The 26,388-nt window shown below is 66.8% G+C and carries 29 protein-coding genes; 7 read left to right on the top strand and 22 right to left on the bottom strand.

Annotated elements, in window-relative coordinates:
* The 15 genes from IT540_RS15260 to ruvB form a co-directional block, all read right to left on the bottom strand.
* Nucleotides 1-895: FtsH/Yme1/Tma family ATP-dependent metallopeptidase (locus tag IT540_RS15260; RefSeq protein WP_291179714.1), on the bottom strand; the 895-nt coding region annotated here is incomplete at its 3' end.
* Between the two features lie 167 nt (nucleotides 896-1,062).
* Nucleotides 1,063-2,424, bottom strand: coding sequence for a tRNA lysidine(34) synthetase TilS (gene tilS, locus IT540_RS15255; RefSeq protein WP_291179712.1), 1,362 nt, complete (start codon nucleotides 2,422-2,424; stop codon nucleotides 1,063-1,065).
* A gap of 130 nt (nucleotides 2,425-2,554) precedes the next feature.
* A complete protein-coding gene (gene ybgF, locus IT540_RS15250; RefSeq protein ID WP_291179710.1) occupies nucleotides 2,555-3,658 on the bottom strand; it encodes a tol-pal system protein YbgF in 1,104 nt (367 codons plus the stop codon).
* Nucleotides 3,659-3,801: 143 nt separating this feature from the next.
* On the bottom strand, nucleotides 3,802-4,851 hold the full coding sequence (locus tag IT540_RS15245; protein WP_291179708.1) for an OmpA family protein: 1,050 nt from the start codon (nucleotides 4,849-4,851) through the stop codon (nucleotides 3,802-3,804).
* A 201-nt stretch (nucleotides 4,852-5,052) separates the two neighbouring features.
* A complete protein-coding gene (gene pal / locus IT540_RS15240; RefSeq protein ID WP_291179706.1) occupies nucleotides 5,053-5,562 on the bottom strand; it encodes a peptidoglycan-associated lipoprotein Pal in 510 nt (169 codons plus the stop codon).
* Nucleotides 5,563-6,268: 706 nt separating this feature from the next.
* Entirely contained in the window at nucleotides 6,269-6,403 is a 135-nt protein-coding gene (locus tag IT540_RS15235; protein WP_291179704.1) for a hypothetical protein, read from the bottom strand.
* A 273-nt stretch (nucleotides 6,404-6,676) separates the two neighbouring features.
* Entirely contained in the window at nucleotides 6,677-8,173 is a 1,497-nt protein-coding gene (gene tolB / locus IT540_RS15230; protein WP_291179702.1) for a Tol-Pal system beta propeller repeat protein TolB, read from the bottom strand.
* A 61-nt stretch (nucleotides 8,174-8,234) separates the two neighbouring features.
* Nucleotides 8,235-9,302 (bottom strand): protein TolA, encoded by a 1,068-nt coding sequence (locus IT540_RS15225; RefSeq protein WP_291179699.1) that lies wholly within the window; start codon nucleotides 9,300-9,302, stop codon nucleotides 8,235-8,237.
* A gap of 185 nt (nucleotides 9,303-9,487) precedes the next feature.
* Nucleotides 9,488-9,946: a protein TolR gene (gene tolR / locus IT540_RS15220; RefSeq protein WP_291179695.1), complete on the bottom strand. Its 459-nt coding sequence runs from the start codon at nucleotides 9,944-9,946 to the stop codon at nucleotides 9,488-9,490.
* Nucleotides 9,947-9,953: 7 nt separating this feature from the next.
* Nucleotides 9,954-10,667, bottom strand: coding sequence for a protein TolQ (gene tolQ / locus IT540_RS15215; protein ID WP_291179692.1), 714 nt, complete (start codon nucleotides 10,665-10,667; stop codon nucleotides 9,954-9,956).
* A gap of 175 nt (nucleotides 10,668-10,842) precedes the next feature.
* Nucleotides 10,843-11,811, bottom strand: a complete 969-nt coding sequence (locus tag IT540_RS15210; protein WP_291179689.1) for an arsenic resistance protein — start codon at nucleotides 11,809-11,811, stop codon at nucleotides 10,843-10,845.
* A gap of 17 nt (nucleotides 11,812-11,828) precedes the next feature.
* On the bottom strand, nucleotides 11,829-12,488 hold the full coding sequence (locus IT540_RS15205) for a carbonic anhydrase (protein WP_291179686.1): 660 nt from the start codon (nucleotides 12,486-12,488) through the stop codon (nucleotides 11,829-11,831).
* Nucleotides 12,489-12,790: 302 nt separating this feature from the next.
* Entirely contained in the window at nucleotides 12,791-13,300 is a 510-nt protein-coding gene (locus IT540_RS15200) for a YbgC/FadM family acyl-CoA thioesterase (protein ID WP_291179683.1), read from the bottom strand.
* 67 nt (nucleotides 13,301-13,367) lie between these two features.
* Nucleotides 13,368-14,267, bottom strand: coding sequence for a metallophosphoesterase (locus IT540_RS15195; RefSeq protein WP_366030009.1), 900 nt, complete (start codon nucleotides 14,265-14,267; stop codon nucleotides 13,368-13,370).
* Nucleotides 14,268-14,453: 186 nt separating this feature from the next.
* Nucleotides 14,454-15,500 carry a Holliday junction branch migration DNA helicase RuvB gene (gene ruvB, locus IT540_RS15190; RefSeq protein ID WP_291179680.1) on the bottom strand — a complete coding sequence of 349 codons (1,047 nt, stop codon included), beginning with the start codon at nucleotides 15,498-15,500 and terminating at the stop codon, nucleotides 14,454-14,456.
* A gap of 253 nt (nucleotides 15,501-15,753) precedes the next feature.
* Between ruvB and IT540_RS15185 the strand changes: the two genes are divergently transcribed.
* On the top strand, nucleotides 15,754-16,437 hold the full coding sequence (locus IT540_RS15185) for a type 1 glutamine amidotransferase domain-containing protein (protein WP_291179677.1): 684 nt from the start codon (nucleotides 15,754-15,756) through the stop codon (nucleotides 16,435-16,437).
* A 5-nt stretch (nucleotides 16,438-16,442) separates the two neighbouring features.
* On the opposite strand, the gene IT540_RS15180 is transcribed toward IT540_RS15185, so the two are convergent.
* On the bottom strand, nucleotides 16,443-16,781 hold the full coding sequence (locus tag IT540_RS15180; RefSeq protein WP_291179675.1) for a hypothetical protein: 339 nt from the start codon (nucleotides 16,779-16,781) through the stop codon (nucleotides 16,443-16,445).
* A 361-nt stretch (nucleotides 16,782-17,142) separates the two neighbouring features.
* Here IT540_RS15180 and IT540_RS15175 point away from each other — a divergent pair, with 361 nt between their 5' ends.
* Nucleotides 17,143-17,652, top strand: a complete 510-nt coding sequence (locus IT540_RS15175; RefSeq protein WP_291179672.1) for a nucleoside-diphosphate kinase — start codon at nucleotides 17,143-17,145, stop codon at nucleotides 17,650-17,652.
* Nucleotides 17,653-17,677: 25 nt separating this feature from the next.
* On the opposite strand, the gene IT540_RS15170 is transcribed toward IT540_RS15175, so the two are convergent.
* On the bottom strand, nucleotides 17,678-17,920 hold the full coding sequence (locus tag IT540_RS15170) for a hypothetical protein (RefSeq protein WP_291179669.1): 243 nt from the start codon (nucleotides 17,918-17,920) through the stop codon (nucleotides 17,678-17,680).
* A 269-nt stretch (nucleotides 17,921-18,189) separates the two neighbouring features.
* On the opposite strand from IT540_RS15170, the gene IT540_RS15165 reads away from it, so the two are divergent.
* The gene (locus IT540_RS15165) at nucleotides 18,190-19,065 is read left to right on the top strand and encodes a hypothetical protein (RefSeq protein WP_291179666.1); all 876 of its coding nucleotides are present in this window, start codon (nucleotides 18,190-18,192) and stop codon (nucleotides 19,063-19,065) included.
* 43 nt (nucleotides 19,066-19,108) lie between these two features.
* On the opposite strand, the gene ruvA is transcribed toward IT540_RS15165, so the two are convergent.
* The 3 genes from ruvA to IT540_RS15150 all read right to left on the bottom strand — a co-directional run bounded on the left by ruvA (nucleotide 19,109) and on the right by IT540_RS15150 (nucleotide 21,757).
* Nucleotides 19,109-19,732, bottom strand: a complete 624-nt coding sequence (gene ruvA, locus IT540_RS15160; protein WP_291179663.1) for a Holliday junction branch migration protein RuvA — start codon at nucleotides 19,730-19,732, stop codon at nucleotides 19,109-19,111.
* Nucleotides 19,729-20,259, bottom strand: coding sequence for a crossover junction endodeoxyribonuclease RuvC (gene ruvC, locus IT540_RS15155; protein WP_291179660.1), 531 nt, complete (start codon nucleotides 20,257-20,259; stop codon nucleotides 19,729-19,731). Before ruvC ends, ruvA begins: the two co-directional genes overlap by 4 nt.
* A gap of 64 nt (nucleotides 20,260-20,323) precedes the next feature.
* Nucleotides 20,324-21,757 (bottom strand): coniferyl aldehyde dehydrogenase, encoded by a 1,434-nt coding sequence (locus IT540_RS15150; RefSeq protein WP_291179657.1) that lies wholly within the window; start codon nucleotides 21,755-21,757, stop codon nucleotides 20,324-20,326.
* 98 nt (nucleotides 21,758-21,855) lie between these two features.
* On the opposite strand from IT540_RS15150, the gene IT540_RS15145 reads away from it, so the two are divergent.
* Nucleotides 21,856-22,458 carry a TetR/AcrR family transcriptional regulator gene (locus IT540_RS15145; RefSeq protein WP_291179654.1) on the top strand — a complete coding sequence of 201 codons (603 nt, stop codon included), beginning with the start codon at nucleotides 21,856-21,858 and terminating at the stop codon, nucleotides 22,456-22,458.
* A gap of 171 nt (nucleotides 22,459-22,629) precedes the next feature.
* Here IT540_RS15145 and IT540_RS15140 read toward each other — a convergent pair whose 3' ends face one another.
* Nucleotides 22,630-23,172: an HdeD family acid-resistance protein gene (locus tag IT540_RS15140; protein WP_291179651.1), complete on the bottom strand. Its 543-nt coding sequence runs from the start codon at nucleotides 23,170-23,172 to the stop codon at nucleotides 22,630-22,632.
* Between the two features lie 242 nt (nucleotides 23,173-23,414).
* Here IT540_RS15140 and IT540_RS15135 point away from each other — a divergent pair, with 242 nt between their 5' ends.
* Together IT540_RS15135 and IT540_RS15130 are read left to right on the top strand one after the other, a co-directional pair.
* The gene (locus IT540_RS15135; protein ID WP_291179648.1) at nucleotides 23,415-23,762 is read left to right on the top strand and encodes a hypothetical protein; all 348 of its coding nucleotides are present in this window, start codon (nucleotides 23,415-23,417) and stop codon (nucleotides 23,760-23,762) included.
* 332 nt (nucleotides 23,763-24,094) lie between these two features.
* The gene (locus IT540_RS15130; RefSeq protein ID WP_291179645.1) at nucleotides 24,095-24,274 is read left to right on the top strand and encodes a hypothetical protein; all 180 of its coding nucleotides are present in this window, start codon (nucleotides 24,095-24,097) and stop codon (nucleotides 24,272-24,274) included.
* Nucleotides 24,275-24,677: 403 nt separating this feature from the next.
* Here IT540_RS15130 and gap read toward each other — a convergent pair whose 3' ends face one another.
* Complete coding sequence (gene gap / locus IT540_RS15125; RefSeq protein ID WP_291179642.1) at nucleotides 24,678-25,685, bottom strand: type I glyceraldehyde-3-phosphate dehydrogenase; 1,008 nt, start codon at nucleotides 25,683-25,685, stop codon at nucleotides 24,678-24,680.
* 289 nt (nucleotides 25,686-25,974) lie between these two features.
* On the opposite strand from gap, the gene IT540_RS15120 reads away from it, so the two are divergent.
* A complete protein-coding gene (locus IT540_RS15120; RefSeq protein WP_291179638.1) occupies nucleotides 25,975-26,220 on the top strand; it encodes a DUF4164 family protein in 246 nt (81 codons plus the stop codon).
* Nucleotides 26,221-26,388: the final 168 nt, after the last annotated feature.

The following is a 26,388-nucleotide window of genomic DNA, read 5'->3' as shown; positions in this document are numbered from 1 at the left end:
TGAGAATGATGCCTTCGTTCGCCTCGAAGCCGTCCATCTCGACCAGCAACTGGTTCAGCGTCTGCTCGCGTTCGTCGTTGCCGCCGCCGAGGCCCGCACCGCGATGGCGGCCGACCGCGTCGATTTCGTCGATGAAGATGATGCACGGCGCATTCTTCTTCGCCTGCTCGAACATGTCGCGCACGCGGGACGCGCCGACGCCGACGAACATCTCGACGAAGTCGGAGCCCGAGATGGTGAAGAACGGAACGTTGGCCTCACCCGCGACCGCACGCGCGATCAGCGTCTTGCCGGTGCCGGGGGGGCCGACGAGCAGCGCGCCGCGCGGGATGCGCCCGCCGAGCCGCTGGAACTTCTGCGGGTCGCGCAGGAATTCGACGATCTCCTCGAGATCGGCCTTGGCCTCGTCCACGCCGGCCACGTCCTCAAACGTGACGCGCCCCTGCCGCTCGGTGAGCAGCTTGGCGCGGCTCTTGCCAAAGCCCATGGCGCGGCCGGAGCCGGACTGCATCTGGCGCATGAAAAACACCCACACCGCGATCAGGAGCAGCATGGGGAACCAGTTGAGGATGACGGACAGGATCGACGGCACGTCCTCGTCCGAGGGGCGCGCCTTGAACTTCACGTCCTTGGCCTTGAGCCGCTCGACCAGCGTGGTGTCCGAGGGCGCATAGCTCGTGAACGGCGTCGCGTTGTCGCGCATGGTGCCGTAGATGCGGTTGCCGGCCAGCGTCACCTCGGCCACCGTCCCGGCGTCGACCGCGTTCAGGAAGTCCGAATAGCTGATCTCGGCCCCGCGCCGGTTCTGGGTCGGATTGTTGAACAGGTTGAAGAGCGCGGCGAGCAGCACGAAAACGGCCACCCAGATCGCAAGCTTCTGAAAGTTCGGATTCATCTGTTTTCCCTAGAGAGCCGGCACGGAAAAGGGGAAAGCCGGCTTGGATCCGCGTCTAACTGCGCCTTAAGATAGGTGTCGCACCCTTATTTGCCAAGTTTAATGCCGGCCGCCGCCAAGAGCGAGGGCACCGCAGCGTTACCCACGCATGAAACCTTGGCCGCCGCCTAGCGCAACTCGCGCTTAAGCCCCAGGAATTCGGCACGAAACCGGCCGTCGTTGGGCGTCGCGCCGGGCAGGCTGGGCACCGCGATCAGCCTCGCTCCCGACCAGATCGAGGGCAGCCCCGCAGCCGCGCGGGCCGGAGGCCGGTCCTTAAGCGCCAAACCACCCCTCAGGGTTGCATAAGCGGCAAGTCCGAGCGGACGCACGACGACCTCCGCTGGCGCTGCCTGATCCTCCGCTTTGTCGTCCGGCTCCTGCTCCGCGTCGTTGATCTCGCTCACGTCGTAGCCGACGCGAAAGCGCCAGTCCCACACCACCTCCTCGCCCGGCCTGAGCGAGACCTCGCGCAGCGTGTGATGGCCGGGCTCGCGGTAGAGCCGCAACGTCGTACGGCCCTGGGACACGATGCAGCCGCCGAGCGTCTGCGCGACGGGCCGTCCGCGCGCGAGCACCGCGACCAGCGCCTCCACCTGCGAGAGCTGCGCCGGCTTCGCCTGTCCGCCGAACGCGCCGAGCAGGCGCGCGACGAGACGCACACGCACGTCCTCCGGCTCCGCCTCCCACGCCGCGCGGTCGAGCGACGCGAACGCGCCGCCGTGGTCGTCGACGAGCGCCGCGAGCCGCGCCTGCGTCAGACGCTCGAGCGCGTCCCGCGCGCGTGTGAGGCGCGCGGCGCTGAGCGCGAGCTTGTCGTTCGAGAGGCCGAGCGCCGACAGGTGATCGTGCGCCGCCCTGAGCCGCACGCGCTCGAAATCGAGCCGCTCGTTGGAGGGATCGTCGAGCCACGTGCCACCCGTCTCCTTGAGCGTTGCCACCAGGACCGCTTTCGAGAGTCCGAGCAGCGGCCGCACGAGTTGCACCGAGCCGTCCGGCAGGAGCGGCCGCGACGGCGCCATGCCGGCAAGCCCGTCGAGCCCGCTGCCGCGGCCGAGGCGCATGATCAGTGTCTCCGCCTGGTCGTCGGCCGTATGCGCCGTCACGACCGCCGACGGCCGGGCGACGCGCGCATGCGCGACGAGTAGCGCGTAGCGCGCCTCGCGCGCACGCGCCTGCAAGGCCGATCCCGGCTTGTTGCCGCCCCAGACCAGTGTCGTGTGCTTGAAGCCGAGCGCCTTCGCCCGCTCCGCCACCCACTCCGCCTCGCGCGCCGAGCTGGCCCTCAGCCCGTGATCGACGGTCGCCACCTCGATGGTGAGCCCGGCGGGCGCCTGGCCGGACGCGACCCAGCGCGCGGCGAGCACCATCAGCGCCATGCTGTCGGATCCGCCGGAGACGGCGAGCACCGCGTGTTTGAAAGGCGCGAGCAGCGCGCCGAACGAGGCTTCGGGATCCTGATCGTGCACGGCCGGCTCGCCCTGGACCATGACCGCTCTGCGAGCGTGTCTCATCGGCCCCATCAAAGACCAGACCCGCCGCCGCTCGGCAAGCCGCAACCGCGCAGATGGCCCCCCTCGGCGGCGCTCTCGTAGCCGAAGCCGCGCCGCAGGCCTGCCATCAGGGACAACCGATCCGCTGCCGCTCGCTGGCGGCCTTCGCCTTGAGCTGCGCCGGCGCGCTCGCGAATTTCGAGCCGACGCTGCCGAGCACCGAGCACGCGTCCTGCCGCTTGCCGAGCTGAGCCAGCGACATGCCGCGTTTCAACTGCGCATCGGCCGCCTTGCTGCTATTGCCGTAGGTCGAGACGACGAGATCGAACGCCTCGGCGGCATCCGCGTAGTTGCGCTGCACATAGTGGGACTCGCCGAGCCAATAGAGCGCGTTCGGCGCCAGTGGATCCTGCGGGTAGGTCTTGAGGAAGTCGCGGAAGCCGGCCTGCGCCGCACCGTAGTCCTGCTGCAGGAGGTGCCCGTAGGCCGTCTCGTAGAGCTGCTTGGGGCTGCCGCCCATGCCGGGCTCCACCGCCGCGAACTCTCCGCTGCCGGGTGGCGGCAGGCTTTCGGTGCCGTAGGTCGGCGGCGGAGCCGCGCCATTGAACGCTCCCGGCGGAGCCGCGCCACCGAACGAGCCCGGCGGGGCCGTCTGCCCCTGCCCTTGCGGCGCACCGAAGCCGCCATCGGCATCCCCGAAGCCGCCCATGGGATCGGCCTGATCCGACGTCACCGTCGTCGAGCCGAAGCGGCTCGTCTGCGTATCGTCACCGAAGCCGCCTGCATCCGACCGCCGCTGCCCGCCCGCACGCACTTCGGCGGCAAGCTGCTCGACCTGCGCGGTCAGCGCGCGGATCTGGGTCTCGATGTTGTCGAGGCGCACGCGGTCGCTCGTCGCCATGCCGCCGCCCGCTTCCGAGCGCACCGGCGCCGCCGCCACGCCACCGCCACCCGTGCGCGCGAGCGACTCCAGCGTGCCGATCACGACCTGCAGATCCACGAGCTGACCTTCGAGCTGCTCGACGCGATCGCGCAGGCCCGCATCACCCCCGCCGGACGGCGCCTGGCCCTTCTGGGACTTGCCCTGCGCCTGCGCACCACCGACAGCCGGAAGCTGCTCGCTCTGGACCGCCTGTGCGAGCGCCGCGCCGGCGCACCACAGCATCGCGAGCAGGGCGCCTGCCGCGACCGGTCCGGCATGCCGCTGCGAAAAGGGCTTGGACGAATGCATGGGCGAAGCGCCCTCCTTCACTGAAATTTCGCCGCCACCATAGGCCGGACGGGATCCGAAAACCATGCGCGGCCGCTGCGACGCAGCAAGTGTCACTCTATGCCGCACGGCGCAAGCGCCCCCGCCGTGCATGGCGGAATGGGTCATGGTGTGGACGGCGCGGTCGAGCCCTCGGCTTCACCGCCCTGCGCCCGGCGCAGGGGCCGCCCCTCGACCCGGCGGTTGAGAAGGATCGTGACCGCGCGCCTGTTCTGAGCCAGGCACTCGGGCGCCGGACAATCGGACACGCGGTCCTCGCGCCCCCGCCCATAGGCCAGAATGCGCTCCGGACCCACGCCCTCCGCGATCAGCCGGCTGCGAACGGTCGCCGCGCGCTCCTCCGAAAGCCGGATCATTTCAGCGTCCGCGATCGCGCCGTCGTCGGCATAGCCCTCGATCACCGCGAAAAGCTCGGGATACCGCAAGAGGAAGCGCGCCTGGGACTGGATCACGCCCCGGGCCCTGGCGCCGAGCTCGGCGCTGCGCGCGCTGAAGAACACGCGGTCCCCGGCATCCGAGAGGAATTGCCCGTCGAGGCCCGGAGAGACTCGCGCCTGGTTGAGCGCCGCGCGCGACACCGGCTGGGAGACCTCGAGTGCGGAGGAGCGTGTCGCCGAAGCGTCTCCGCCGCCGCCCGTCCATGGCATTGCTGCTGCGCCGGCCTGGTCCGTCTGCTGCACGGGCCGCGGATGGGCGGCCTCGCGAGGCTCCGGATGGGCACCGCGATAGATCTCTCCCAGATGCTGCCGCGCCGCGCCGGCGCGCGGGCTGTCCGGCGCTTCGGCTATGAGGCGCTCGAACAGCCGTTGGGCATCCCTCCCGCGCCCCGACTCGAGCGCCTTGATCGCGTCCGTGTAGAGCCGCTCGGCGAAGGTATCCTGCGACGGCGTCGACTCCCAGCCTTGGAAGAACCAGCGGCCACTGCCGTCATCGACGCTGTCGCGCCTGCGCTCGGGCACGCCGGCCGGCGGCTCGACGATCGAGAATCCGTCGTGGGGCGGCGAGCCGAGCGAGAACGGGCCTGCGGGATCCTGGGCCTGCACCGGGGGACCCGCCGCGGCACCGACAAGCACCGCGCCGAACGCAAGGGCAGCAACCGCGAAGGCCCGCGTCTGGCCCGCAGTCACGAGCAGCCCCGCACATCCCGTGCGCATGGTCGGCACCCTGGTCTCCCGCTTGCGTTTGGGCTCCCAAACGCCGATGTTGCCTGGAGAAAAGCTGTGCGCTTGCAATACGGCCAAACTCTGACGTGTATCGGCCGGAAGGCGGGCAAATTGACGTTGGAGAAAGGACCGGCGGGACGGTGCGGAGCGCGCTGGTACGCCCCGCGTCCGGCCGTCAGGCAAGCCAACGCGTCAGGATGCGACCCGGCTGTTGAGCACGGTCTGCGCGCGGCGATTCTGCGACCAGCACGAGATGTCGTTGCAGACCGCCACTGGGCGCTCCTTGCCGTAGGAGATCGTGCGCACGCGGTTGGGCGCCACGCCGTTCTGCGCCAGGAAATTGCGCACCGAGGTAGCGCGGCGGGCGCCGAGCGCGATGTTGTACTCGCGCGTACCGCGCTCGTCCGCGTGGCCCTCGATGGTGATCGTGTACTGCGGGTACTGGCGCAGCCACTGCGACTGCTTCTGCAGTGTGGCCTGCGCCTCCGGCGTCAGATCCGAGCTGTCGGACGAGAAGTAGACCAAGTCGCCGACGTTGACGCTGAAGTCACGGCTCGTGCCGGGCGTGATCGGCCCCTTGCCGTCCGGACCGAGCTGCGAGTTCGGATCGTTCTGGTTGTTGGCACAGCCGCCCATGGCCGCAGCCGTGACGAAGAGCAGCAAAGCGCATGTAAAGCCGGAGGCCCGAAAGACAGGCGCCATCAATTCATCCTTTCACCGGCTCGACGGCCGCGTCGAGCGCGCCGGAGCCAAACCGTTCCCCTTGAGCGACCCCATACCCGAGCCTTAAGTACGAAAATGTGGCCGGGACATCCGTGCGGCATAGATCCGCAAGGAAATGACCGCTACGCGCGAAGCCTCGGCACCGCCTCGCAGTTTTCCCGATGCGCCGCCGCGTTTCCCAGGGCCGTGCGAGACATCCATGCCGATTGCTGAAGCCCCACCCTTTTTGCCCCGGAAACGGCAGCTCCGAGAGACACATGAAGCAAAAATGAGCGATCCCCGCGCATGCGGCAAGGCGCGAATGTGACACGGGCGAAATCGTCTGGGGACAGGGCAGGATAGCCACAAAAGCCGCTTGGCCGGGCGCTGGATAAGCTGCCCGCAAGCCGCGGCTCGGCGCGTACACCGCGCAACGCGACTCGCCAACACAAACGAAACAGAGCTGCTGCAGCACGCGCTGCAACAGCTCTGAATGATCAAGTCAGCCCGACTATGACGTCCAGGCGAGACTTAGAATTCGCTTAGCGAACGTCGGCGACAGCCGGAACGTCAGCGCCGAGCTTCAACGGAGCAGCCTCTTCGCGACGGCAAGCGCCGAGAGCGACAGCAACGATAGCGGCAGCGAGAACGATAGCGCCCTTCATGGTAGTAATCTCCTGTTGTGTCCCAAAGTGAAATTCGGACGTTAGCGAGCCACTTCCGTGGCAGTCGGAACCTCGGCGCCGAGCTTCAGCGGTGCCGCTTCTTCACGACGGCAAGCGCCGAGTGCAACAGCGACGATGGCAGCCGAGAGAACGATCAGCCCCTTCACACCCTGCATGGTCTTATCTCCTGATGCTTGTTCGGCAACGAGCCGAATATTTGGGTACCGGCACGGCATGATTTGATCAAGAACTGAGGGTCGTGCAGCACTGTTTTCCACCCTCATAGATGCGAAAATACCACGCCGTTGTTGATGCTCCTCGGGCTCTTGAGCGGCCGTCGATCCGCGCCTGGAAGCTACTGAGCTACAAAGCAAAACAGCCTCATCTCGACGCAGAGGCGCTGATGCAAGAATAGCGCTCCGACGGTTAACGGGCCGTAAAGCCGCGTCTCAGTTCAGGAGCGGCGACCACGCGGGGTCCGAACCGTACGAAGGCGTGCTCACGACTCGCTCGTTGTAGCCCGTCAGATCGACCGAGTAGATTCGCGGGCCGCCTTCCTCGCTCTGGCTTTCGCGGAAGAACATGAGCACGCGGCCGTTGGGCGCCCAGGTGGGGCCCTCATTGTGATACCCCTCGGTAAGAATACGCTCCCCCGATCCGTCGGGGCGCATGACGCCGATGAGGAACCGTCCGGCGAGTTGCTTGGTAAAGGCGATGTAGTCGCCGCGCGGCGACCAGACCGGCGTCGAGTAGCGGCCCTCTCCCATGCTGATCCGCCGCGGATTCGAGCCGTCCGCGACCATCACGTAGAGCTGCTGCGTACCCTCGCGGTCGGATTCGAACACGATCTCGCGCCCGTCGGGCGAGTAGCACGGCCCGGTGTCGAGCGAACCCGAGTTGGTGAGCTGCCGCGACTGCCGCGTCCTGAGATCCAGCTCGAAGATATTGGAATCGGCGCCCTGCTGCAGGCTCATGATCACGCGCTGCCCGTCGGGCGAGAACCGCGGCGCGAACGTCATGCCCGGAAACTCGCCGACCGCTTCCCGCTTGCCGGTCTCGAGGTTCATCAGAAACACGTGCGGCTGATCCTTCGTGTAGGCCATGTAGGCGATCTCGCTCGCCACCGGGTTGAAGCGCGGCGTCAGCACCAGCTCCTGCCCCTGCGAGAGCAAACGCACGTTGGCGCCGTCCTGGTCCATGATGGCGAGCCGCTTGATCCGCTTCGCCTTGGTGCCGGTCTCGTCGACGAACACGACGCGCGTGTCGAAGTAGCCCTTCTCGCCGGTCAGTCGCTCGTAGATCTGATCGGCGACGAGATGCCCGACGCGCCGCCAGTTCTGCGCGCCCGTGGTGAAGCGCTGCCCCGCGAGCTGCTTGCCGCTGGTCACATCCCAGAGCCGGAATTCCGACGTCAGCCGCCCGTCGCCGCCGCGCACGACGCGGCCCACGGCCAGCGCCTCGGCACCGATCTGCCGCCAGTCAGGAAAACGCGGCAACGCATTGACATCCCTGATGTCCTCGAGGAACGACGCGGGATCCAGCGGCTGGAACAGCCCCGAGCGCTCGAGGTCCGCCATCAGCACCTGCGCCACCTGCTGGGCGAGCTGCGGGTCGTCGCCGGTGAAGGCCGGGATGGCGATCGGGATCGGCGCCACAACGCCCTGCCGCTGCGTGCCGCGCAACCCCTCGGAGCTGAAACCGTCCTGGCGGCCGCCCTGGTAGGCGCCGCCCTCCACGCCCCCACCTCCGCCCGCGGGAGGCGGCGGCACCTCGTAGCCCTGCTCACGCAGTTGATCCTGGAAACCGCCCCCTCCGGCTCCCGGAGGCGGACGATAGGCATCGTCGACCTGCGCCGAGGCCGGCATGGGTGCGAGCAGAGCCGCGAGCATGGCGATCGCCAGGAGAAGCGTCCGAGCGGCACGAGAAGGGGGCAGGGATTCGGTCATTGTCCTCATCTTCGATATAAATCGTGGCGCTAGAATGCCTGCTCGAAATCCGGCGTAACGCTTACAGCATTTCGCGTGGATCGAAATCCCAGATGATGGATTTCCAGGCCCAGTATTTGTCCTGCGGAAGGGTAAACGGCGAGCACGCCTTTACCGCGCGCACGGCAGCCTCCGCCGCGATCTGGAACACGGGACCGGACTGGGGCGCCTCGATCGCCGGCTCGCCGTCGAGCGAGCCGTCGGGATAGAGCCGCCAGCGGACCGTCACCACCATGGTCTCGATGCCGCCGCCGCCACCCGGCAGCTTCCAGCATTGCCGCAGTTGAGCACTGATCTGGCTACGTAAAAGGTCTTGCTCGCGCACCGAGAGAACGGGCGCATCGCCCTCGCGCGCGCCCGCCGTCGGACCGGTGTAGTCCGTCGGGTTCTGCGGCTGCGTCGCAGAGTTGGGCGCACCCTTGCGGGTCGGATCCTTGTCGAGCAGCGCGGCCAGGCGGTCGGCCTGCTCCTGCTTTTTCTTCTTTTCCTGTTCCTTTCGCTTTTGCTCGGCGAGTTTCTTTTTGCGCTCCTGCTCCTTTTTCTTTTTCTCCTCCTCGGCCTTCTTCTTTTTTGCTTCCTCCGCCTTTTTCTTTTCCTCTTCGGCCTTGCGTTTCTCCTCCGCCTGCCGTTGCTCCTCGGCGCGCTTCTCGTCCTCGATCTTCTTCAGCTCGTCCGGAGTGGGGCCAGGCGGCGGCTGCTCGACTGGCAGCGCGGCGAGCTTCTCAGCGATCGGATCCGGCTTCGGCGGCGGCTCCTGCTTCGGCGGCTCCGGCGGCGAGGCCTCGGCGGTCTTCTCGGGCGGCTCGGGCGGCGTCGGCTCGACCGGCAGTTCCGGCGCGACGATGGGCTTCGGCTTCTCGGCCTCGACCTTGGAGACCTCGGGCTTCGGCTCCTCCTTGGCCTTGGCCTCGAGCTCGGTCGCCGTCTCGCTGCCCTTCTTAAGGGCGAGCAGCTCCGACGGCGTGATGAGCGCCACCGTGATCGGCTCCGGCTCGGGCGGCTTCAGGGGCGGCGTCGAGAGCATGGCCAGATAGGCCCACGCCAGCGCGCCGCCGTGCAGCAGGATGGAGAGCGTCAGTCCGAACGGCACGGCCAAACCCCGTCACTGGTTTGATCGCAGCACCCAGGCGCCTGTGCACGCCTCCGCACCCGCAACGACGTCGCGGGATCGGAGCACGTCAGCGCGCAGCGGACTCGCCTCAGCAGCAGCATCATGCCTGCGTCCTTGCACGGGTTCCACGGCCGGCCACGCCGGCCACAAAGCCCGCATCGTCCTTACGGGGCAGCCGCCCCCGCGTCCTCCACCTCGGTCACCAGCGACACCTTCTTGAACCCGCCGGCGCTGATGCGGCCCATCACCAGCATCACCTGCCCGTAGGAGATTCCCTTGTCGCCGCGCACGAAGATCTGCTCGTCGACGCCGTTCTTGGCGATGGCTTTCAGCTTCTCGGCGATCTCGTCGAGCCCGACCTTCGTCTCGCCGATAAAAACATCTCCGTTGGACGAAACCGAGATGGTCAAGGGTTCATGGTTGCTTTCGAGCTGCTTGCCCTGCGACTGCGGCAGCTCGATCGGCACGCCGACGGTCAACAGCGGCGCCGCCACCATGAAGATAATGAGCAGCACCAGCATCACGTCGACCATGGGCGTGACGTTGATCTCGCTCATGGGCGCATGCCGCCCGCGCTTTCCTCTGCGCCGGCCGCCGCCCCCGGCTTTGATGCTCATCCCCATCTGGGCATCAGCTCCTGACGTCGATCTGGCGCGAGACGATGGCGGCGAACTCGTCGGCGAACGCTTCGAGCCGCTGGCTGATCTGCGCCGAGTCGGCCGAGAACTTGTTGTAGAATACCACCGCCGGGATGGCGGCCATCAGGCCGAGTGCGGTCGCGAACAGCGCCTCCGCGATGCCGGGTGCAACCACCGCCAGGTTGGTGTTCTTGGAGATGGCGATGGCCTGGAAGCTCTGCATGATGCCCCAGACCGTGCCGAACAGCCCGACGAAGGGCGCCGTCGAGCCGACGGTGGCAAGGAACAGGAGGCGCCTGTCGAGCCGCTCCATCTCGCGGCTGATGGTGACGTCCATCACCTTCTCGACGCGGAGCTGGATGCCGCCGAGCGCGCGGATGTTGCCCTCGACCGAGCGCTTCCACTCGCGCATCGCCGCAACGAACAGCGCCGCCATGGTGATCGTGTGTCCGCGCGAGAGGCCGTTGTAGAGCTCGTCGAGCGACTGGCCGGACCAGAACGTCTGCTCGAAGCGGTCCGCCTCGATGCGCGCGCGCCGGAAGGCGATCAGCTTCTCGATGATGATCGCCCACGACCAGATGGAGGCAAGCCCGAGACCGGCCATCACGACCTGGACCGTCGGCGAGGCCTGCATGAAGAGTTCGATGAAGGAGACGCCGTGTGCCTGAGGCGCAAGGGCGGTCTGCGTCACGTCAGCCGGATTCATGGTTCAACCGTCGTTTGAGGCTGGGAGCGGGCGGCCGGGTGCCCCGTAGAAAGATTGGGTGTGCCGAATCGGCAATCGCGCCCCCCTTGGCGGACTGCAACGTGCACTGGCGCGCACGGACCATCAAGGTCCTTGTTGCCGCGCAATATGACTAAAACGAGGCCGGGAGAAGCGCCTAGCCGGCTGCCCGGTCAGGGATCAGCAGGCGCGGAACCAGCCACAGGAACAGCAGCATGCCGATGAGTTCGACCAGCGACTGCAGGACGATGACGATCGCCGTTGCTTCCCATCCCGCCGGCAGCGCCAGCGCGAACGGAAGCACGACGAACGAGTTGCGCGTGGCAAGGCTGAAGAGCAGCGTGCGCGCCTGCGCGGCCGGAAGCGAGAACAGCCGCCCGAGCGCAACGCCGCAGGCGGCCGCGCCGGCCAGGAACGCGACGAAGGCCGCCAGCACGTCGCCAAACAGCGTCACCGCGCCCAGCACCGCCTCCACCTGCGAGCCCGCGATCAGAAGCACGACCAGCGCCAGGAGCGGCACCGGCAGCCAGCCGAGCCGTCCGATGACAGCCGCGCGCGCCGCATCCCGCTCCACCCAGCGCTCGGTAAGGTAGGCGAGCGCCAGCGGCACCACGATCACGACCAGGAACACCGTAACCATGCGCTCGGCGGAGACGATCTCGGAAAATCCGTCTCCCATCAGCAGCCAGAGGTAGACCGGTAGCAGCACGATCTGCACCAGGAGCACGACCGGCGTCACGGCGATCGCACGCCGCGCATCGCCGCCGCCCTGATGGGCAAATGTGATGAACCAGTCCGTGCACGGCACGAGCAGCACGAGCAGCACACCTAGGCGGACAGCCGGCACATCCGGCACCAGCGCCAGAAGCCCCCAGACCAGCACCGGCAGCACGACGAAGTTGCCGGCGAGTACGGCCGACATGAAGCGCATGTCGCGGAAGGCGGCCGGCAGGTGCGCCAGCGGCACCTGAGTGAACGTGGCATAGAGCAGCGCCGCGAGGCTCGGCCAGAGCAGGACCTCCATGAAAGGCCCGAGCCCCGGCGCAAGGCCGCCGACCGCGAGCCCTGCGAGGATGGCGACGAGATAGACCCAGACCTGATGCCGTTCGAGCGTATCGCGCGTCATGGGCGGGAGCGGCCCCGCTAAGCCGCGGGCTCGAGCAGCCCGCGCCAGGCGCCCGTCCTGGGATCGTAGGCCTGGATCTCGCCCGCCTCCATGTCGTAGAGCCAGCCGTGGATGCCGACCCGCCCTTCCGCGACGCCCTTGGCCACGATCTCGTAGGTCATCAGGTTGTCGAGCTGGAACTGCACGTGCGCGCGGATGGTGGCTGCAAACCTCTCCTCCTCCGGCACGCGCGCCGCCGCGACGAGCTGGTGCGCCGGGCGCGTGTACTCGACCCAGCGTCCGAGATGCGCCTCGTTGTCAGGCGGGATGGGCTCCGCCAGCGCATGGATGCCGCCGCAGCCGGAATGGCCGCAAACCACGATGTCGTCGATCCCCAGATGAGCGATCGCATACTCGATCGCGGCGCCGACCGCCTCGTCGCCCGTCCAGGAGGGCGGCACACAGTTGGCGATGTTGCGCACCTCGAACAGCTCGCCCGGATCGGCCTGCGTGATCTGCGACGGCACCACGCGACTGTCCGAGCAGCCGATCCACAGCAGCCGCGGCTTCTGCTTCTTCGTTGCGAGGCTCTTGTAGAACGCCTTGTCACGCTCGAATTCGAGGCGGAAGCGCTCATACCCCTCTATCGCGTCCTTGATGTCGAGATCGATCCCGCGCGCGTCCTTGGCCGTCGTCATGCTGCCCCCCGGCAAATCCCCATGATGGGCCGCATCATCCCTGGACGGCCACGACTTGTCCATTCGACTTCGATGACAGCCAGAGATGCCGGCGGGTAATATTCCGCGTCACATAACCGGTGCCGCCCTGACCTGTGGTGGAAACGTCACGGTGCAGTCCTTTGATCTGTCTGGACTCCGGCACTCGCCGGAGTGACGTGTCTATGTTAAACTGATTGCCACCCTCTCTCCGTCATCCCGGCGGAGGCCGGGATCCAGACACGTTTCCGCATCGCAACCCAGTCGATCCTTGCGAAGCTCTCTTAGGCCTTGGTCCCGCCGATGCCGAGCACCTTTCCCTGGTCCGCTTGGGCAAACGCGCTGCGGACCGCGGTCGAAAGGCGCACCGGCTTTCCGGAGACGGCCACGAGCACCACCGTCACCTCGGCCTCGAACACGCGCCGCGCCTCGTTCAGCACCATCTGCAGGAGCGTGACGCTCGCGCCGCCGAGCTCCTTCACCCGCGTCTCGACGATGAGCACGTCGTCCATGCGTGCCGGCCTCAGGAAGTCGCACGACATGCGCCGCACGACAAATGCCGCGGGCTCGTGGCTCGCGGACCCGTCGATGAGGCGCCGTGAATCCGTGCCGAGCAGCCGCAGGAAGTCGGTCCGCCCCCGCTCGCACCAGCGGATGTACGACGCATGGTAGGCGATGCCGCCCGCGTCCGTATCCTCGAAATAGACGCGCACCGGCAGCACATGCCGCCGCCCCGTCTCGTCGTCGATGATGCGGCCGGCAAGGTCCGGCCACGCGTCGGGTGTTGCGCTCATGGTGTCATGGATCCGCTATTCCGTGGATTCCGAGCTCGCGCGGATCGACGCGCGCGACGGCGCGGTATCAAGCGACATTGTTCCCCGTCTCGACGGTGATCAGCACAATCTCCGGCGGAGCCCCCAGGCGCATCGGGATTTTCGAGCAGCCGAGGCCCGCCGAAACAATCAGGTTGCGCTCGTCCTCTACGATATGGCCGTGCACGTAGCGCCGCCCGTACTTCGAAGGGACGGCCGGCGCGAAGCCGCCGATGGTGATCTGCCCGCCGTGCGTATGCCCGGCAACGGTCAGCGCCACGCGCGACGGCACCTGGGGAAAGATGTCAGGCTCGTGCACCATGAGCAGCACGGGCGCGTCGTCGCGCACCTTGTCGAGCGTCCCCTCGAGGTCGTCGACGCCCGTAAGCCCCAGCTCGGGCTTGAGCGGATCCCAGAACGCCCACTGGTCTCCAAGACCCGCGATCCAGAACGGCAATCCGTCCTTCTCGAAACGGACAGCATCGTTCTCGTAGACGGCGATACCGGCCGCCTCGAGCGCGATGCGCGACCTGACCGGGCCGCCACGCCGCTCCTGCGCGTCGAGATCGTCCCACCAGTCGTGATTGCCGAGCACCGCATGCACGCCGAGCGGCGCCTTGAGGCCGGCGAGCACGGCCGCCCAGTCCTCGTGTGGCACGTCGCGGCTCCAGAGCGACATCATGCCCCTGCCCCGCACGTAGTCGCCGAGCATCACCACGAGGTCCGGCATCAGCGCATTGGTGCGCGCCACGATGCCGCGCAGCCGGTCAATCCCGAGCCATGGTTCGCAGACGTGAAGATCGGTGAGCACGGCGATGCGCAGCGAGAGGCCGCTCAGCCAACCCGGCGGCGAGACCGCATAGCGGGTCACGCCGACCCACAGCGGCTCGGCAAGCGCATAGCCGCCGAAGCCGGCGGAACCAGCGCCCGCGAGCGCCAATCCTTTCACAACCTGCCTGCGAGAAAACACCATCACTCCCCGATCACCAGGAGCCGCAACGCATCGCATTCAAACATGTCGAGATATAAGCCAACCGGCGGCGGCTTCGCGCCGCAAGGGACAACCATCCCCGAAGTTAATTTTCGCTGCTCCGTCGCCACATTGGACAATTCAGCGCGCCCCGCCGGTCGGCGGCTACGCTTGGTCCTCCCCCTCCTCGAATATCGGCAGCTCCGGCGTCGCCCCGCGCGCCGGCCCCGAAAGGCCGAGGTGACGGAACGCCTTCAGCGTCAGCACGCGCCCGCGCGGGGTACGCCCGATGAAGCCCTGCTGCAGCAGGTACGGCTCGACGATCTCCTCGAGCGCATCCCGCGGCTCCGACAGCGCCGCCGCCAGCGTCTCGATGCCCACCGGACCGCCCTCGTAGGTGGAGGCGATGCAGGTGAGGTAGCGGTGATCGAGCGCATCGAGCCCGGCCTCGTCGACCTCGAGCGCGCGCAGCGCCACGTCCGCCACGCGCGCGTCGATGACGGGCGCCTCCGACACGGCAGCGAAGTCCCGCACGCGCCGCAGCAGCCGGCCGGCGATGCGCGGCGTGCCGCGGGCGCGCCGCGCGATCTCGGTCGCCCCGTCCGGCGCAATCGGCGCGCCGAGCACCCGCGCGCCGCGCGTCACCCCGCTCACCAGCTCCTCGACGGTATAGAAGTTGAGCCGCACCGGAATGCCGAAGCGGTCGCGCAGCGGCGTGGTGAGCAGTCCGAGTCGCGTCGTCGCACCGACGAGCGTGAACTTCGCGAGGTCGATCCGGACCGAGCGCGCCGCCGGCCCCTCGCCGATGATGAGATCGAGCTGAAAGTCCTCGAGCGCCGGATAGAGGATCTCCTCCACCGCCGGGTTGAGCCGGTGGATCTCGTCGATGAAGAGCACGTCGCGCTCCTCGAGGTTGGTGAGCAGCGCCGCGAGATCGCCGGCTTTCGAGATCACAGGCCCCGAGGTGGCACGGAACCCGACACCGAGCTCCTTGGCCACGATCTGCGCCAGCGTCGTCTTGCCGAGCCCCGGCGGCCCGGCGAACAGCACGTGATCGAGCGCGTCGCCGCGTGCCTTCGCCGCCTCGATGAAGACGCGGAGGTTCGCGCGCGCCTGCTCCTGGCCCACGAATTCTGAGAGCGAGCGCGGCCGGATCGACGCCTCGTAGGCATCCGCCTCGCGCTTCGCCCCGCTGATGAGGCGGTCGGTCATGGTTTGTTCCTGACCGTGTTCGGCGGCGCCGTCAAGCATGTGGCCGCTCGACATACACAACGCCTGGCCTGCCGGCGCACCAACCGACCGCCAAGGAACTTCGGGGCCGCGGCGCGCAAGCAAGTCTGCGCGTTCGACAGAGCTTATGTGAGGTCACGTCGATCCTACGACTTATTGCACGGCTATCAGTCAACAGACGCGGGCTTAATGGCTCTACGCCATCGATCGCCCGCACGCGCAAGAAGGATTGGGCATGAGTAAGCGCATTCTCCATGTCGTCAGCAACGTCGCCCACTATGCCGACCCAAGCCAGCCGACCGGACTATGGCTGTCGGAGCTGACACATGCCTACGATGTCTTCGCAACGAACGGATATCGGCAACGTCTCGTGAGCCCCAAGGGCGGCGTATCGCCACTGGAGCCGCGCGCGCTCAAATGGCCTCTCTTGGACGGCTCCGCCAAGGCTTGGCTCGCTGACCCAGCTCGCTCTGCGCTGCTTTCTGCAACCGCCCGGCCCGATGAGATCGACCCGGCCGACTATGATGCGATCTATTTCACCGGCGGCCACGCCGTCATGTGGGACTTTCCGGAGAGCGAAGGCCTGCAGCGAATCACGCGTAGCATTTGGGAGCGCGGCGGCATCGTTTCAGCTGTCTGCCACGGTTATTGCGGTCTCTTGAACACGCGGCTGTCTGACGGCGCGCTGCTGGTTGCCGGCAAACGCATCACGGGCTTTTCTTGGGCAGAGGAGGTGTTGGCCGGAGTTGCCAAGAGGATGCCCTACAATGCGGAAGCCGAGATGAGGCGGCGTGGTGCTCTCTACGAAAAGGCTTTCCTGCCGTTCGTATCGCATGTCGTCGCCGATGGCCGCCTCGTGACCGGACAAAATCCTTTCTCTGCCAAGGCAACGGCGAAGCAGGTCGTAGCTCTTCTCTGAGGCCTCTAGAGAAACAGGCCTGTGCCGTGAAGTGTCTCGCCGTCACGCACTGCCGTCCAGCTGTTCCCCTCCGCATTGCTTCGCAGGTGAAACGTCCAACCTGTTCTCAGGTTGATCTGCACCGTCATTTCGGCGTCCGTGTAGCTCACGTCCGCGATCCATTCTTGCCCTTTGTGATCCACAACGAAGCGGCCGCGTGGATCGTCCAGGAGCGAAGGATCATTCGGGAAGCCGCCAAATATGCACTCGTTTGCGCCTGCGGGTGGCCACTCCCCGTCATGGCTGGCGAAGAGGAGGAAGCCGAGATCCTCTTCGTCTTCGGTTCTGATGACAAAGCTTGTCACATCAATGCCTTCTCATTGAAGCCTGCGAACGTCCAGCCTTGGCGCCGATCTTAGCAACACGGCATCGACGCTTCGAGAGCCATCCCGGCGTTGATGGCTCCGCTTCGGGTGCCCCTGAGTGACGACGAGCCGCACCGGCTTTCCTCGAAAGCCGGACCTCTGGTAGGATCGCCACACCAAAGAAGCATCGCAGGTTCGCCGCAGCATGGCCGAACGGCTGAAATCCCGCACGGGTCGCCTCATCGCAGGCACGTAGCCCTGGCTCGGCCGTCCCCGTTGGCCGCGCCAGGGAACGCTCGCTCACCCAAAACCTGGACCCTGCATCCCGACCGGTTCTCCGGCCGGGCTTGAGGAGCTTGCGATGACCTTTCCCCACTGCCACCTCACGGCGAAGGATTCCGCCTACCTTCGATCGCTCCTGGCCTCCAAGGACTACGGCGAGCCCTATCTCCAGCTCCTGCGCCGGAAGCTTGCCGATGCCACGCTGATGCTCGATCACACGATCGACCGCCGCATCGCCACCATCGACAGCCGCGTCGAGTTCCGCGTCGGAGACGGAGCGATCGAGCACCGCGTCCTGACGCGCAACGAGGAGAGCGCCACACAGGGTCTCGCCCTTCCCATAACGACGCTGCGCGGCCTCGCCCTGCTCGGCCTGCGGGAGAACGACGTCTTTTCGCTGCGCAAGCCGAACGGAGCCATGGAAGCCATCCGGCTGATCAAGATCGCCTACCAGCCCGAGGCCGCCCGCAGAGCGATTGCAGCGAGCGCCGTTGTTCCCTTCCAGCCGCACTGGCTGAGATCCCTGAGCAAGGACGACGAGACGGGCTCGGATCCCCACGACGACGATCCCGGCCCCGGCGCCGCGTAGTCGCCCGCGTGCCGGCTCCGGGATATCAGCCTTTGCGGCAGAGCAGCCGACCGAAGAGCAGCGCGATGGCCGGCGGTCCGGCGGCGAGCAGCCCGTAGAGGATCGCGTGCCGTGTCGTCGCCGCGCGCAGCGCCTCGACGGTCGCTGAATCCGAGGCGGACATGTCCATCGGCACGTAGGGTGCGCTCGTGTAGCCGAGATAGGCCACGATGCCGGTCCAGATCAGCGACAGCACCAGCCACACCGGAAACGAGAACAGCTTGCACATGGCCTACTCCCCTGCGAGCGGATCACTGACCTTCCGCCCTAGCCTCCCTTCCGTCCTGGCGACGGGGGATTCCGCCCATAGTGAGCGAGAACACCGTCTCCAACAATGCCCGGCTGCGGCGGCTCCGCGATGGGCGGTCTTTGTCCGCCCAAAATTGAAGGCATGGCGCCGCCTCACCCCGTTGGGTGATGTCCGGGCCGGCAGACAGCGTTACGGTTTGCGCTGACGCTTAGCCAGCCTCGGCAGCCCGCGATCGGGAGCACGCGTTCATGAGAGTCGTTGCCGCAATACGCACGGCCGGCGTTTGCCTCGCTGGCGTGCTCCTCGCCGCCGATGCCGGGGCGGACGCCGTCAAGGACTGCAATTCGAACAACCTGGACCGGCGCATCAAGGGCTGCACGTCGGCGCTCAAGAGCGGCAAGCTCAGCAAAAGAAACAAGGCTCTGGCCTACGCCTGGCGCGGTGACGCCTACGTGAAGAAGGAGAACTACGATGCCGCGTTCGCCGACTTCACGACCTGCCTCGAGCTCAGCCCGAGCGAAGGCGCCTGCCGGAGCGGCCTTTCCGTCGTTCGCTGTCACACGGCCGTCCTCACGAGCGGGGACGTGGCAGGCGTAGAAGAGCACTGCGCGTACCTGAAGAACTCGCCGACCAAAGCGCAGCAGGCATACTTTTATAACCTGCTGGGGATCGCCCATTTCGGGCGCTACCAATTCGGCCAAGGCTCTGCCGATCCTTCGCTGGGCAAAGCCCTGGACAGCCTAAACAAGTCCATTGCCATCGGTGCCGAGATCGGCACCGTCACCGCCGACGACTACGATTTTCGCGGCGTCGCTTATCTGCAGAACAAGCGGGAGCCGGGCGGCGTCATCAGCAAGGACGCCAACAAGGCGCTTGAGGATTTCAACGCCGCCATCGCGCTGGATCCGAGCCAGGCCAAATTCTATCTGCACCGCGGCTATGCCCACAATCAGCTCCTCGAGCCCGAGGCGGCATGGGCTGACTTCCAGAAGGCACGAGAATTGGACCCTTCCGATCCGGCCATTCTGGATGCCTACGAGAAGCAGCGGAAATACTCTCCCGAAGGCCAGGCCGAAATCCGCAGGCAGTTGGATGAGATTCTCCGCCCGTCGCCGAAAGAGTGACCCTGCGACGAGCTCCAAGCGGTTCGCGGTTCTGCCGGACGTCCTACCGCGCCAGCTCCTTCAGGCCCCGCCGGATGAGCTTCGCGGTATCCGCCTCCGCGCCGAGCTCCTTCATCGCCGCCGCCACCGCCGCCGAGGCCTGCGCCGGATTGTAACCGAGGTTGGTCAGCGCCGAGATCGCCTCCGCGGCCGCCAGGCCCTCCGGCGGCACCTCAGCCGTGCCCGGCACGCCGGACGCCACCGGCACATGCAGCCCCGCGACCGACAGCGCCGGCGCCTTGTCCTTGAGCTCAGCCACGATGCGCTGCGCAAGCTTCTTGCCGACGCCCGGCGCCTGCTCCACCGCCGCCCAGTTGCCGAGCGCGATGGCGTTGGCGAGATCCTGCGACGACAGCACGCTGAGCACACCGAGCGCCACCTTCGAGCCCACGCCCTGGATGGTCTGCAGCGTGCGGAACCAGCTCCGCTCGACCTCGCTCTGGAAGCCGAACAGCTTGATCGAATCCTCTCGCACGTGCGTGTCGATCGTGAGCGTCACCGGCTCGCCGAGCTTGAGGTTGCGCAGCGTGCGCGCCGAGAGTTGCACCTCGTAGCCGACGCCGCCGACGTCGACGATGGCATGCGCTTCTCCGATGGCGTCGATCTTGCCCTTGAGCTGGCCGATCATCCCGCCGCGCCCTCCTTGAGCACGCGCCTGGCAAGTGCCGCCGCACCGCGGTGGCTCGCATGACAGATGGCGATCGCCAGTGCGTCCGCCTCGTCCGCGCTGTCGAAGCGCGCTTTCGGCAGCAGGAACCCGATCATGGCCTGGATCTGCCGCTTCTCCGCATGTCCGGCCCCAACGACGGCCTTCTTGATGAGGTTAGGCGGATACTCGGCAATGCTGAGCCCACGCATCGCCGGCGCCAGCAGCGCCATGCCGCGCGCCTGCCCGAGCTTCAGAGTCGCGCGCGGGTTCTCGTTGACGAACGTCTCCTCGACGGCGGCCTCGCTGGCACCGCACGCGGCGATGACGCTCGACAATCCCTCGAACAGCTCGCGCAGCCGGTAGGCGAGGTCCTCGTCCGAGGTCGACGTGATGAGCCCCGACGAGACGTAGGTGAGCCGCACGCCGTCGGTCTCGATGACGCCCCATCCGGTGCGCCGGAGACCGGGGTCGATGCCGATGATCCGAACCTGTGTCTGCCCCCGCATGCCTCCGCATATCACGGCCGCGACTGATTCGTCGTCGCGGCCGTTTCGAGGCGGGTCGCACGGCTCACCGCAGCATCAAGCCGAGGATCGTGTCCTGCAGCCATCCGAACGGGGCCCGCAAGAGAGAAGCGGCGTTCCAGCGACCCTGGGCAAAGACGCCCTTGGCATGGCTCAAGCTGCGGAAGCCTTCGATGCCGTGGTAGGCGCCCATGCCGCTCGGCCCGACACCGCCGAACGGCAGGTCTTCCTGCGCGTAGTGCATCAGCGTGTTGTTGATGCCGACGTTGCCTGAGGTGGTCCGGGACAGGACCTTGCTCCGGTCGGCATCGTCCGCACCGAAATAGTAGAGCGCCAGCGGACGCGGATGCGCATTCACGTAGGCCACGGCCTCGTCGAGGTCGCGATAGGTGATCACCGGAAGCACCGGCCCGAAGATCTCCTCCTGCATGACGGCCATGTCGTCCGTCGCGTCGAGCACGACCGTCGGCGCAAGCGTATGCGGCCGGCGCTCCGCGCCCTCCGGCCGTGCACCGACCGTCACGACGCGCGCACCCTTCGCACGGGCATCGTCCATCAGCCCGCGCAGGCGGTTGAAGTGCCGCTCGTTGATGATCGACGTATAGTCACGGCCCGCCGGACCCGCGGGATAGAGCGCATCCACCGCCCGGCCGTAGGCGGCAACGAAGGCCTCGACGTCATCCGCGTGCACCATCGCATAGTCCGGCGCGACGCAGGTCTGCCCGCCGTTTGCGAGCTTGCCGAAGGCGATGCGCGCGGCGGTCCGGTCGTGCGCATGACCGCGTGCCACGATCACGGGAGACTTGCCGCCGAGCTCGAGCGTGACGGGCACGAGGTTGGCGCTCGCTGCCTTCATCACGGCACGGCCCACCGGCGTACTGCCGGTGAACAGGATGTGATCGAACGGCAAGGCGGAGAACGCGGCGCCGAGCGCGGCATCGCCGGTGACGACGGCGACCTGCTCCGGCGGGAACGTCTCCGCGACGAGGCGCTCGAGGAGCTCGCTCGTGCGCGGCGTGAACTCCGACGGCTTGATCATGGCCCGGTTGCCGGCGGCGATGGCGGTCGCCAGCGGCATCAGCGCCAACCCGAACGGATAGTTCCAAGGCGCCATGATGCCAATGACGCCGAGCGGCTGATATTCGACGCGCGCGCTGCCGAAGCGGAAGCTCAGCGCCACATGGCGGCGTTGCGGCGCCATGAAGCGGCGCAGGTTGCGGTGGAGATAGTCGATGCCCTGCACCAGGGGCAGGATCTCCATCGTCGCCGTCTCGTGGCGCGAGCGGTGGCCGAAGTCGGCGTCGATGGCGCGCTCGATCTCCGTTCGACGCGCGAGCACGGCAGCCCGGAGCGTCTTCAGGTCCGCCCGGCGCTGCGCCAGCGTCGGCGGCCCGTCGCGCAGAAAGGCGGCGCGCTGGCGGGCGAGGGTGTCTGCAAGCGAAGTGTCGGTGGTCAGCGGTGTGACGGTGATGGCGTTCATGGCTCCTTCTCCTATGTAGACAGTGACAACTTACGCCAGTTGACATACGCTGCGCATGTAGGCACTGTCAACATAAAATTCCACGAACCTGAAAAACCATGACCGAACAATCCGATCGCCCCTATCACCACGGCGACCTAAGGCGCGCCGTAATCGAGACCGCCCTGGCCATGCTGCACGAGGAGGAAGGCTGGCAGTTCACGCTGCGGGAGGTCGCCCGGCGTGCGGGCGTGAGCCATGCGGCCCCGTACAAGCACTTCCCGGACAAGGCCGCCCTGCTGGCCGAGCTGGCGCTGATCGGTTTCGACAGGCTGCGCGAAACGCTGCTTGCGGCGCTGCCGGCCTCCGCCGCGAGCCTGCGCGAGACGTTCCTCCCCGTCGCGCGCGCCTACGTCGCTTTCGGGGAGGCGAACCCGGCGCTCTATCGCCTGATGTTTGGCGCCGATGCGGGCAAGCCGTCGGAGGTGCACCTGAGCGAGCGGGCGCTGAGCACGTTCGCGATCCTCACCGACTTCCTCGCCCGCGGCCAGGAGGCGGGCCTGATCCGCGAGCGGCCCGTGCCCGGCCAGGCGGCCGCGTGCTGGGCGCAACTGCACGGGCTGACCATGCTCGTCATCGACGGGCTGTTGCTTCCGGAGAAGGTTGGCGACGATGCCGTCACGGCAGCGCTCACCACGCTGCTGGAGGGCATCGAGGCCTGAGTCCTTCCGACCTAGCTTTGAATCGTTTCTCGCCCCCTCACCCGGCCGCTTGCGCGGCCGACCTCTCCCTATTGGGGAGAGGTAAAGTAGGGGGCGCACCTCTTTCACCTCTCCCCGATGGGGAGAGGTCGGAAGCGATCGTAGATCGCTTCCGGGTGAGGGGGCGCTGCACTAGATTCGCACCTCCGCCAGCTTGCGCAGCCTGAGCGCGAACCCGATCAGCAGGCCGCCGTACATGATGGCGAAGGCGCCGATGACGAGCACCAGGGCCAGCGCTCCGGCGCCGGGCCACAGCACGAGCAGGATGCCGAAGGTGACCGACAGCACGCCGCTCGCGATGAGCCACCACTCGCCTTCGATCTCATGCCTGAGCTTGATGGCGCCCCAGATCTGCAGCACGCCGGTGACGATCGCCCAGGCGGCGATGAAGAGTAGCAGCACGATCGCCGTGATCTGCGGCCAGAACAGCGTCAGCACGCCGGCCGCGATACCGAACACGCCGACCAGCGCCAGCCACCAGCGAGGGACCGGCGTGCCGCCGCGGACCGCGGCCGCCAGCGACAACCCGCCGTCGAGGAACGCGAAGGCCCCGTAGAGGAGCACCAGCGTCAGGAGCGTGATGCCCGGCCAGAAGAAGGCCAGCACGCCGAACAGGACGGCGAGAACGCCGCGCAGCAGGATGAGCCACCAGTTCCTGGCCAGTGGGTCGAGCATCGGACGCATTCTGACGGTGCCTGGAGGGTAGACGCTGGGTGAAGCTTGCATGAGGGTTTTCTCCCGTTGTTCTGAACGAACGTGACGACAGCAACGCGCTCCCCACCCCAAATGTACATCCGTTCCCGGCGGCGTCTCTAACAGGAGCCAAAATTTCGGTTACAAAACCCGCATTTTTACCGTACCGGAGTGTTCACCATGTCGGTCTCCGGGCGAACACCCGGCGGAGAGGGGGAGGCACCATGACCTTGCCGATCGAGCTTACGAGCAACGCATGGATGATGATCTGGGGCGCGGGCCTCGCGCTTCTTGCGGTGCTGATCATGTGGCGGGTGTCGCGCTACGACCTCGCCGGCGCCGCCTTCGACAGCGCTTGGCACGTGGCCCGCGGCAAGCGCACGACCGAGACGCCGACCGCGCTCGAGGAGAAGTACCACGAGATCGCCCGCGAGGCCTCGGTCACCGGCAAGGCGCGCCGCGCCGCCGGCACGGTGATCGGCCACTTCGCCGCCAAGGTGGCAAACGTGATCGCGATGATCATGCTGCTGGCCGGCGCCGCCCTCATCGCCCTCGGCTACTTCTGGCACTGAGGTCAGGAGACCTATCGGGCCGCGCACCACGGACGCCTTGCCCAAAGGATCTCAAGTCTGTTGCTTTCAAACGCCCGGCCCTGCTGCTAGTGTAGGGCATACTTTCGATCAGGACCCCCGGGGGCGGAGGGGACATTGCGAAACGTCGTTGGTGCGATAACCACAGGCGCTCTCGTCCCGACGAGCGGTGTCATATTCGCTGAGCTGCTATTGTTCACTGTAAAGCATTACCACACCATGCCGAAGCCGGCACCCGGCTTCGACGTCTTTGATTAACCACTGGCTGTATGTTCTCCATTTTAGCGCTCGCCATGACCGTGGGCAGGAAACACGTGTCCAATCGGCTGCACGTGTTGTTCTTGGCCATGCTGGCGCTCTTCGTGATGTTCCGGCTGATTTTTCCCGCACATCTTGATTTCCATCAGGACATTGTCGAGATTCTCTTCAATATCGTTGCTTTTGTCGCCCTGTGCTACGCGGTGGCCGTCATAGAACTGGATCCACCGCAATGAACAAACCTGTTTGGAGAGCTACGTTGCTAGCCTCTGCGTTTGGGCTCTTCTTTCTCTCGCTCGCGGTGGCCGTCACGTATGGGATTACGAACTATGTCGGCCCCAATGTCCCGGCTGATACGCCAGGGTGGGCCTACATCGTCGCCGTGCTGTTGCCTTGGATTTTCTTGTTTGGCGCTGCTGTTTCACTGCATCACATGTTCGCCCCGAGGGCGAGACGCTGGGTTCGGGAGGAGGCGGCCGCACGTGCTGAAGACGGCGCCCAGCCTCAAGCTCAGCAACAAAATCAAGGCTTGGCACGCTAGACCATGTTCGCTTCGGACCCTACCGGCCCGAAGCGTAAATCGCCGGTCTCGTCAAATGGCTGGAGCGCGATACCGATTCAATCGGAGTTGATCGCGCTCTAGATCAGCTTGCCCATCGCCACGGCCGTATCGGCCATGCGGTTCGAGAAGCCCCACTCGTTGTCGTACCAGGAGAGGACACGCACCAGCGTGCCGTCCATCACCTTGGTCTGGTCGAGGTGGAAGATCGACGAGCGCGGATCGTGGTTGAAGTCGCTCGACACGTTCGGCTGGTCCGTGACGCCGAGGATGCCCTTGAGCTGCTGCGCGGCGGCCGCCTTCACGCCGGCGTTGACCTCGTCCTTCGTCGTCTCGTGCTTGGCGATGAACTTGAAGTCCACCACCGACACGTTCGGCGTCGGCACGCGGATCGACGTCCCGTCGAGCTTGCCGTTGAGCTCGGGCAGCACGAGCCCCACGGCCTTGGCCGCACCCGTGGTCGTCGGAATCATCGACAGCGCCGCCGCGCGCGCCCGGTAGAGATCCTTGTGCAGCGTGTCGAGCGTCGGCTGGTCGCCCGTGTAGCTGTGGATCGTCGTCATGAAGCCTTTCTCGATGCCGACGAGGTCGTGCAGCACCTTGGCCACCGGCGCCAGGCAGTTGGTCGTGCACGAGGCGTTCGACACCACGAGATGATCCTTGGTCAGCTTGTCGTGGTTGACGCCGTAGACCACCGTCAGGTCCGCCCCGTCCGCCGGCGCCGAGACCAGCACGCGCTTCGCCCCCGCCGCGAGATGCGCCGACGCCTTCTCCTTGCTGGTGAAGATTCCCGTGCACTCGAGCGCCACCTCGACGCCGAACTCGTTGTGGGGAAGCTCGGCCGGATTCCTGACCGCCGTCACCTTGATCGGCCCGCGCCCGAGGTCGATGGAATCACCGTTGACCGTCACCTCGCCCGGAAACCGTCCGTGCACGCTGTCGAAGCGCAGCAGATGCGCGTTCGTCTCCACCGGACCGAGGTCGTTGATCGCCACCACCTCGATATCGGTGCGCCCGGACTCGTAGATCGCGCGCAGCACGTTGCGGCCGATGCGGCCAAATCCGTTGATCGCGACCTTGAGTGCCATGAGACGTCCTCCAATCGAGCCGGCTGGTTGTGTTGGGCGGGGTGACGGAACGACGCAAAAACGCCGCACGGCCCGCCGAGCGGGCGCCATTAAGTTGGCCGCCCCCCGGCCTGTCAATCCTACGTCCCGCCACACCCTTACTGCGGCGGCGGGCCGATCCTCGTTTTGTGTCGCAGGCTTCGGGTGGTTTCTTGCACCGCGGGATGAGATTACCTATGCTGACCGCCGCACGCAGGAGCCGTTGGAGGGCGACGGCCGCAAGGTCTGCGAGGAGGGTGCGAATCAGCTCATGGCTCAGCGGCCGAGAGAAAAGGTTAAGCGTCCGGCGGGGCGTCTGAAGGAGCCACCGTCGGCAGCCGGCAGCGGCCCGGATACGCGCGTCAAGACGCTCGAGCAGGAGCGCGACCGCTTGAAGGGCGAGCTTGAGGCCGCCCGCCAGCGCATCGCCGCGCTCGAGGAGAGCCGCAGCCTGGTCGCGAGCCGCATCGATTGGGTCATCGAGTCGCTCAGCAGCGTTGTCGACAGGAGCGACTGAGCCCTCGCTTTTTGCCGCCCCGCGCCCTATGTTAGCGCTGCTGCGGGGTTCGTCAGGAACACATGAATCTCCAGGGCCTATAAGATCTGCCTGGGAGCTGTCCCTGGCCGGGGCCGTGGCCCCGGACATATGGCGCCCACCTTACATTTGTAGGGACCCGGCGAGATC

This window comes from Hyphomicrobium sp., from assembly GCF_020852195.1.
In the GTDB taxonomy this organism is placed as follows: domain Bacteria; phylum Pseudomonadota; class Alphaproteobacteria; order Rhizobiales; family Hyphomicrobiaceae; genus Hyphomicrobium_C.
Note: the sequence above shows the minus strand (reverse complement) of the source record. Positions and strands in the feature narration are given on the sequence as shown.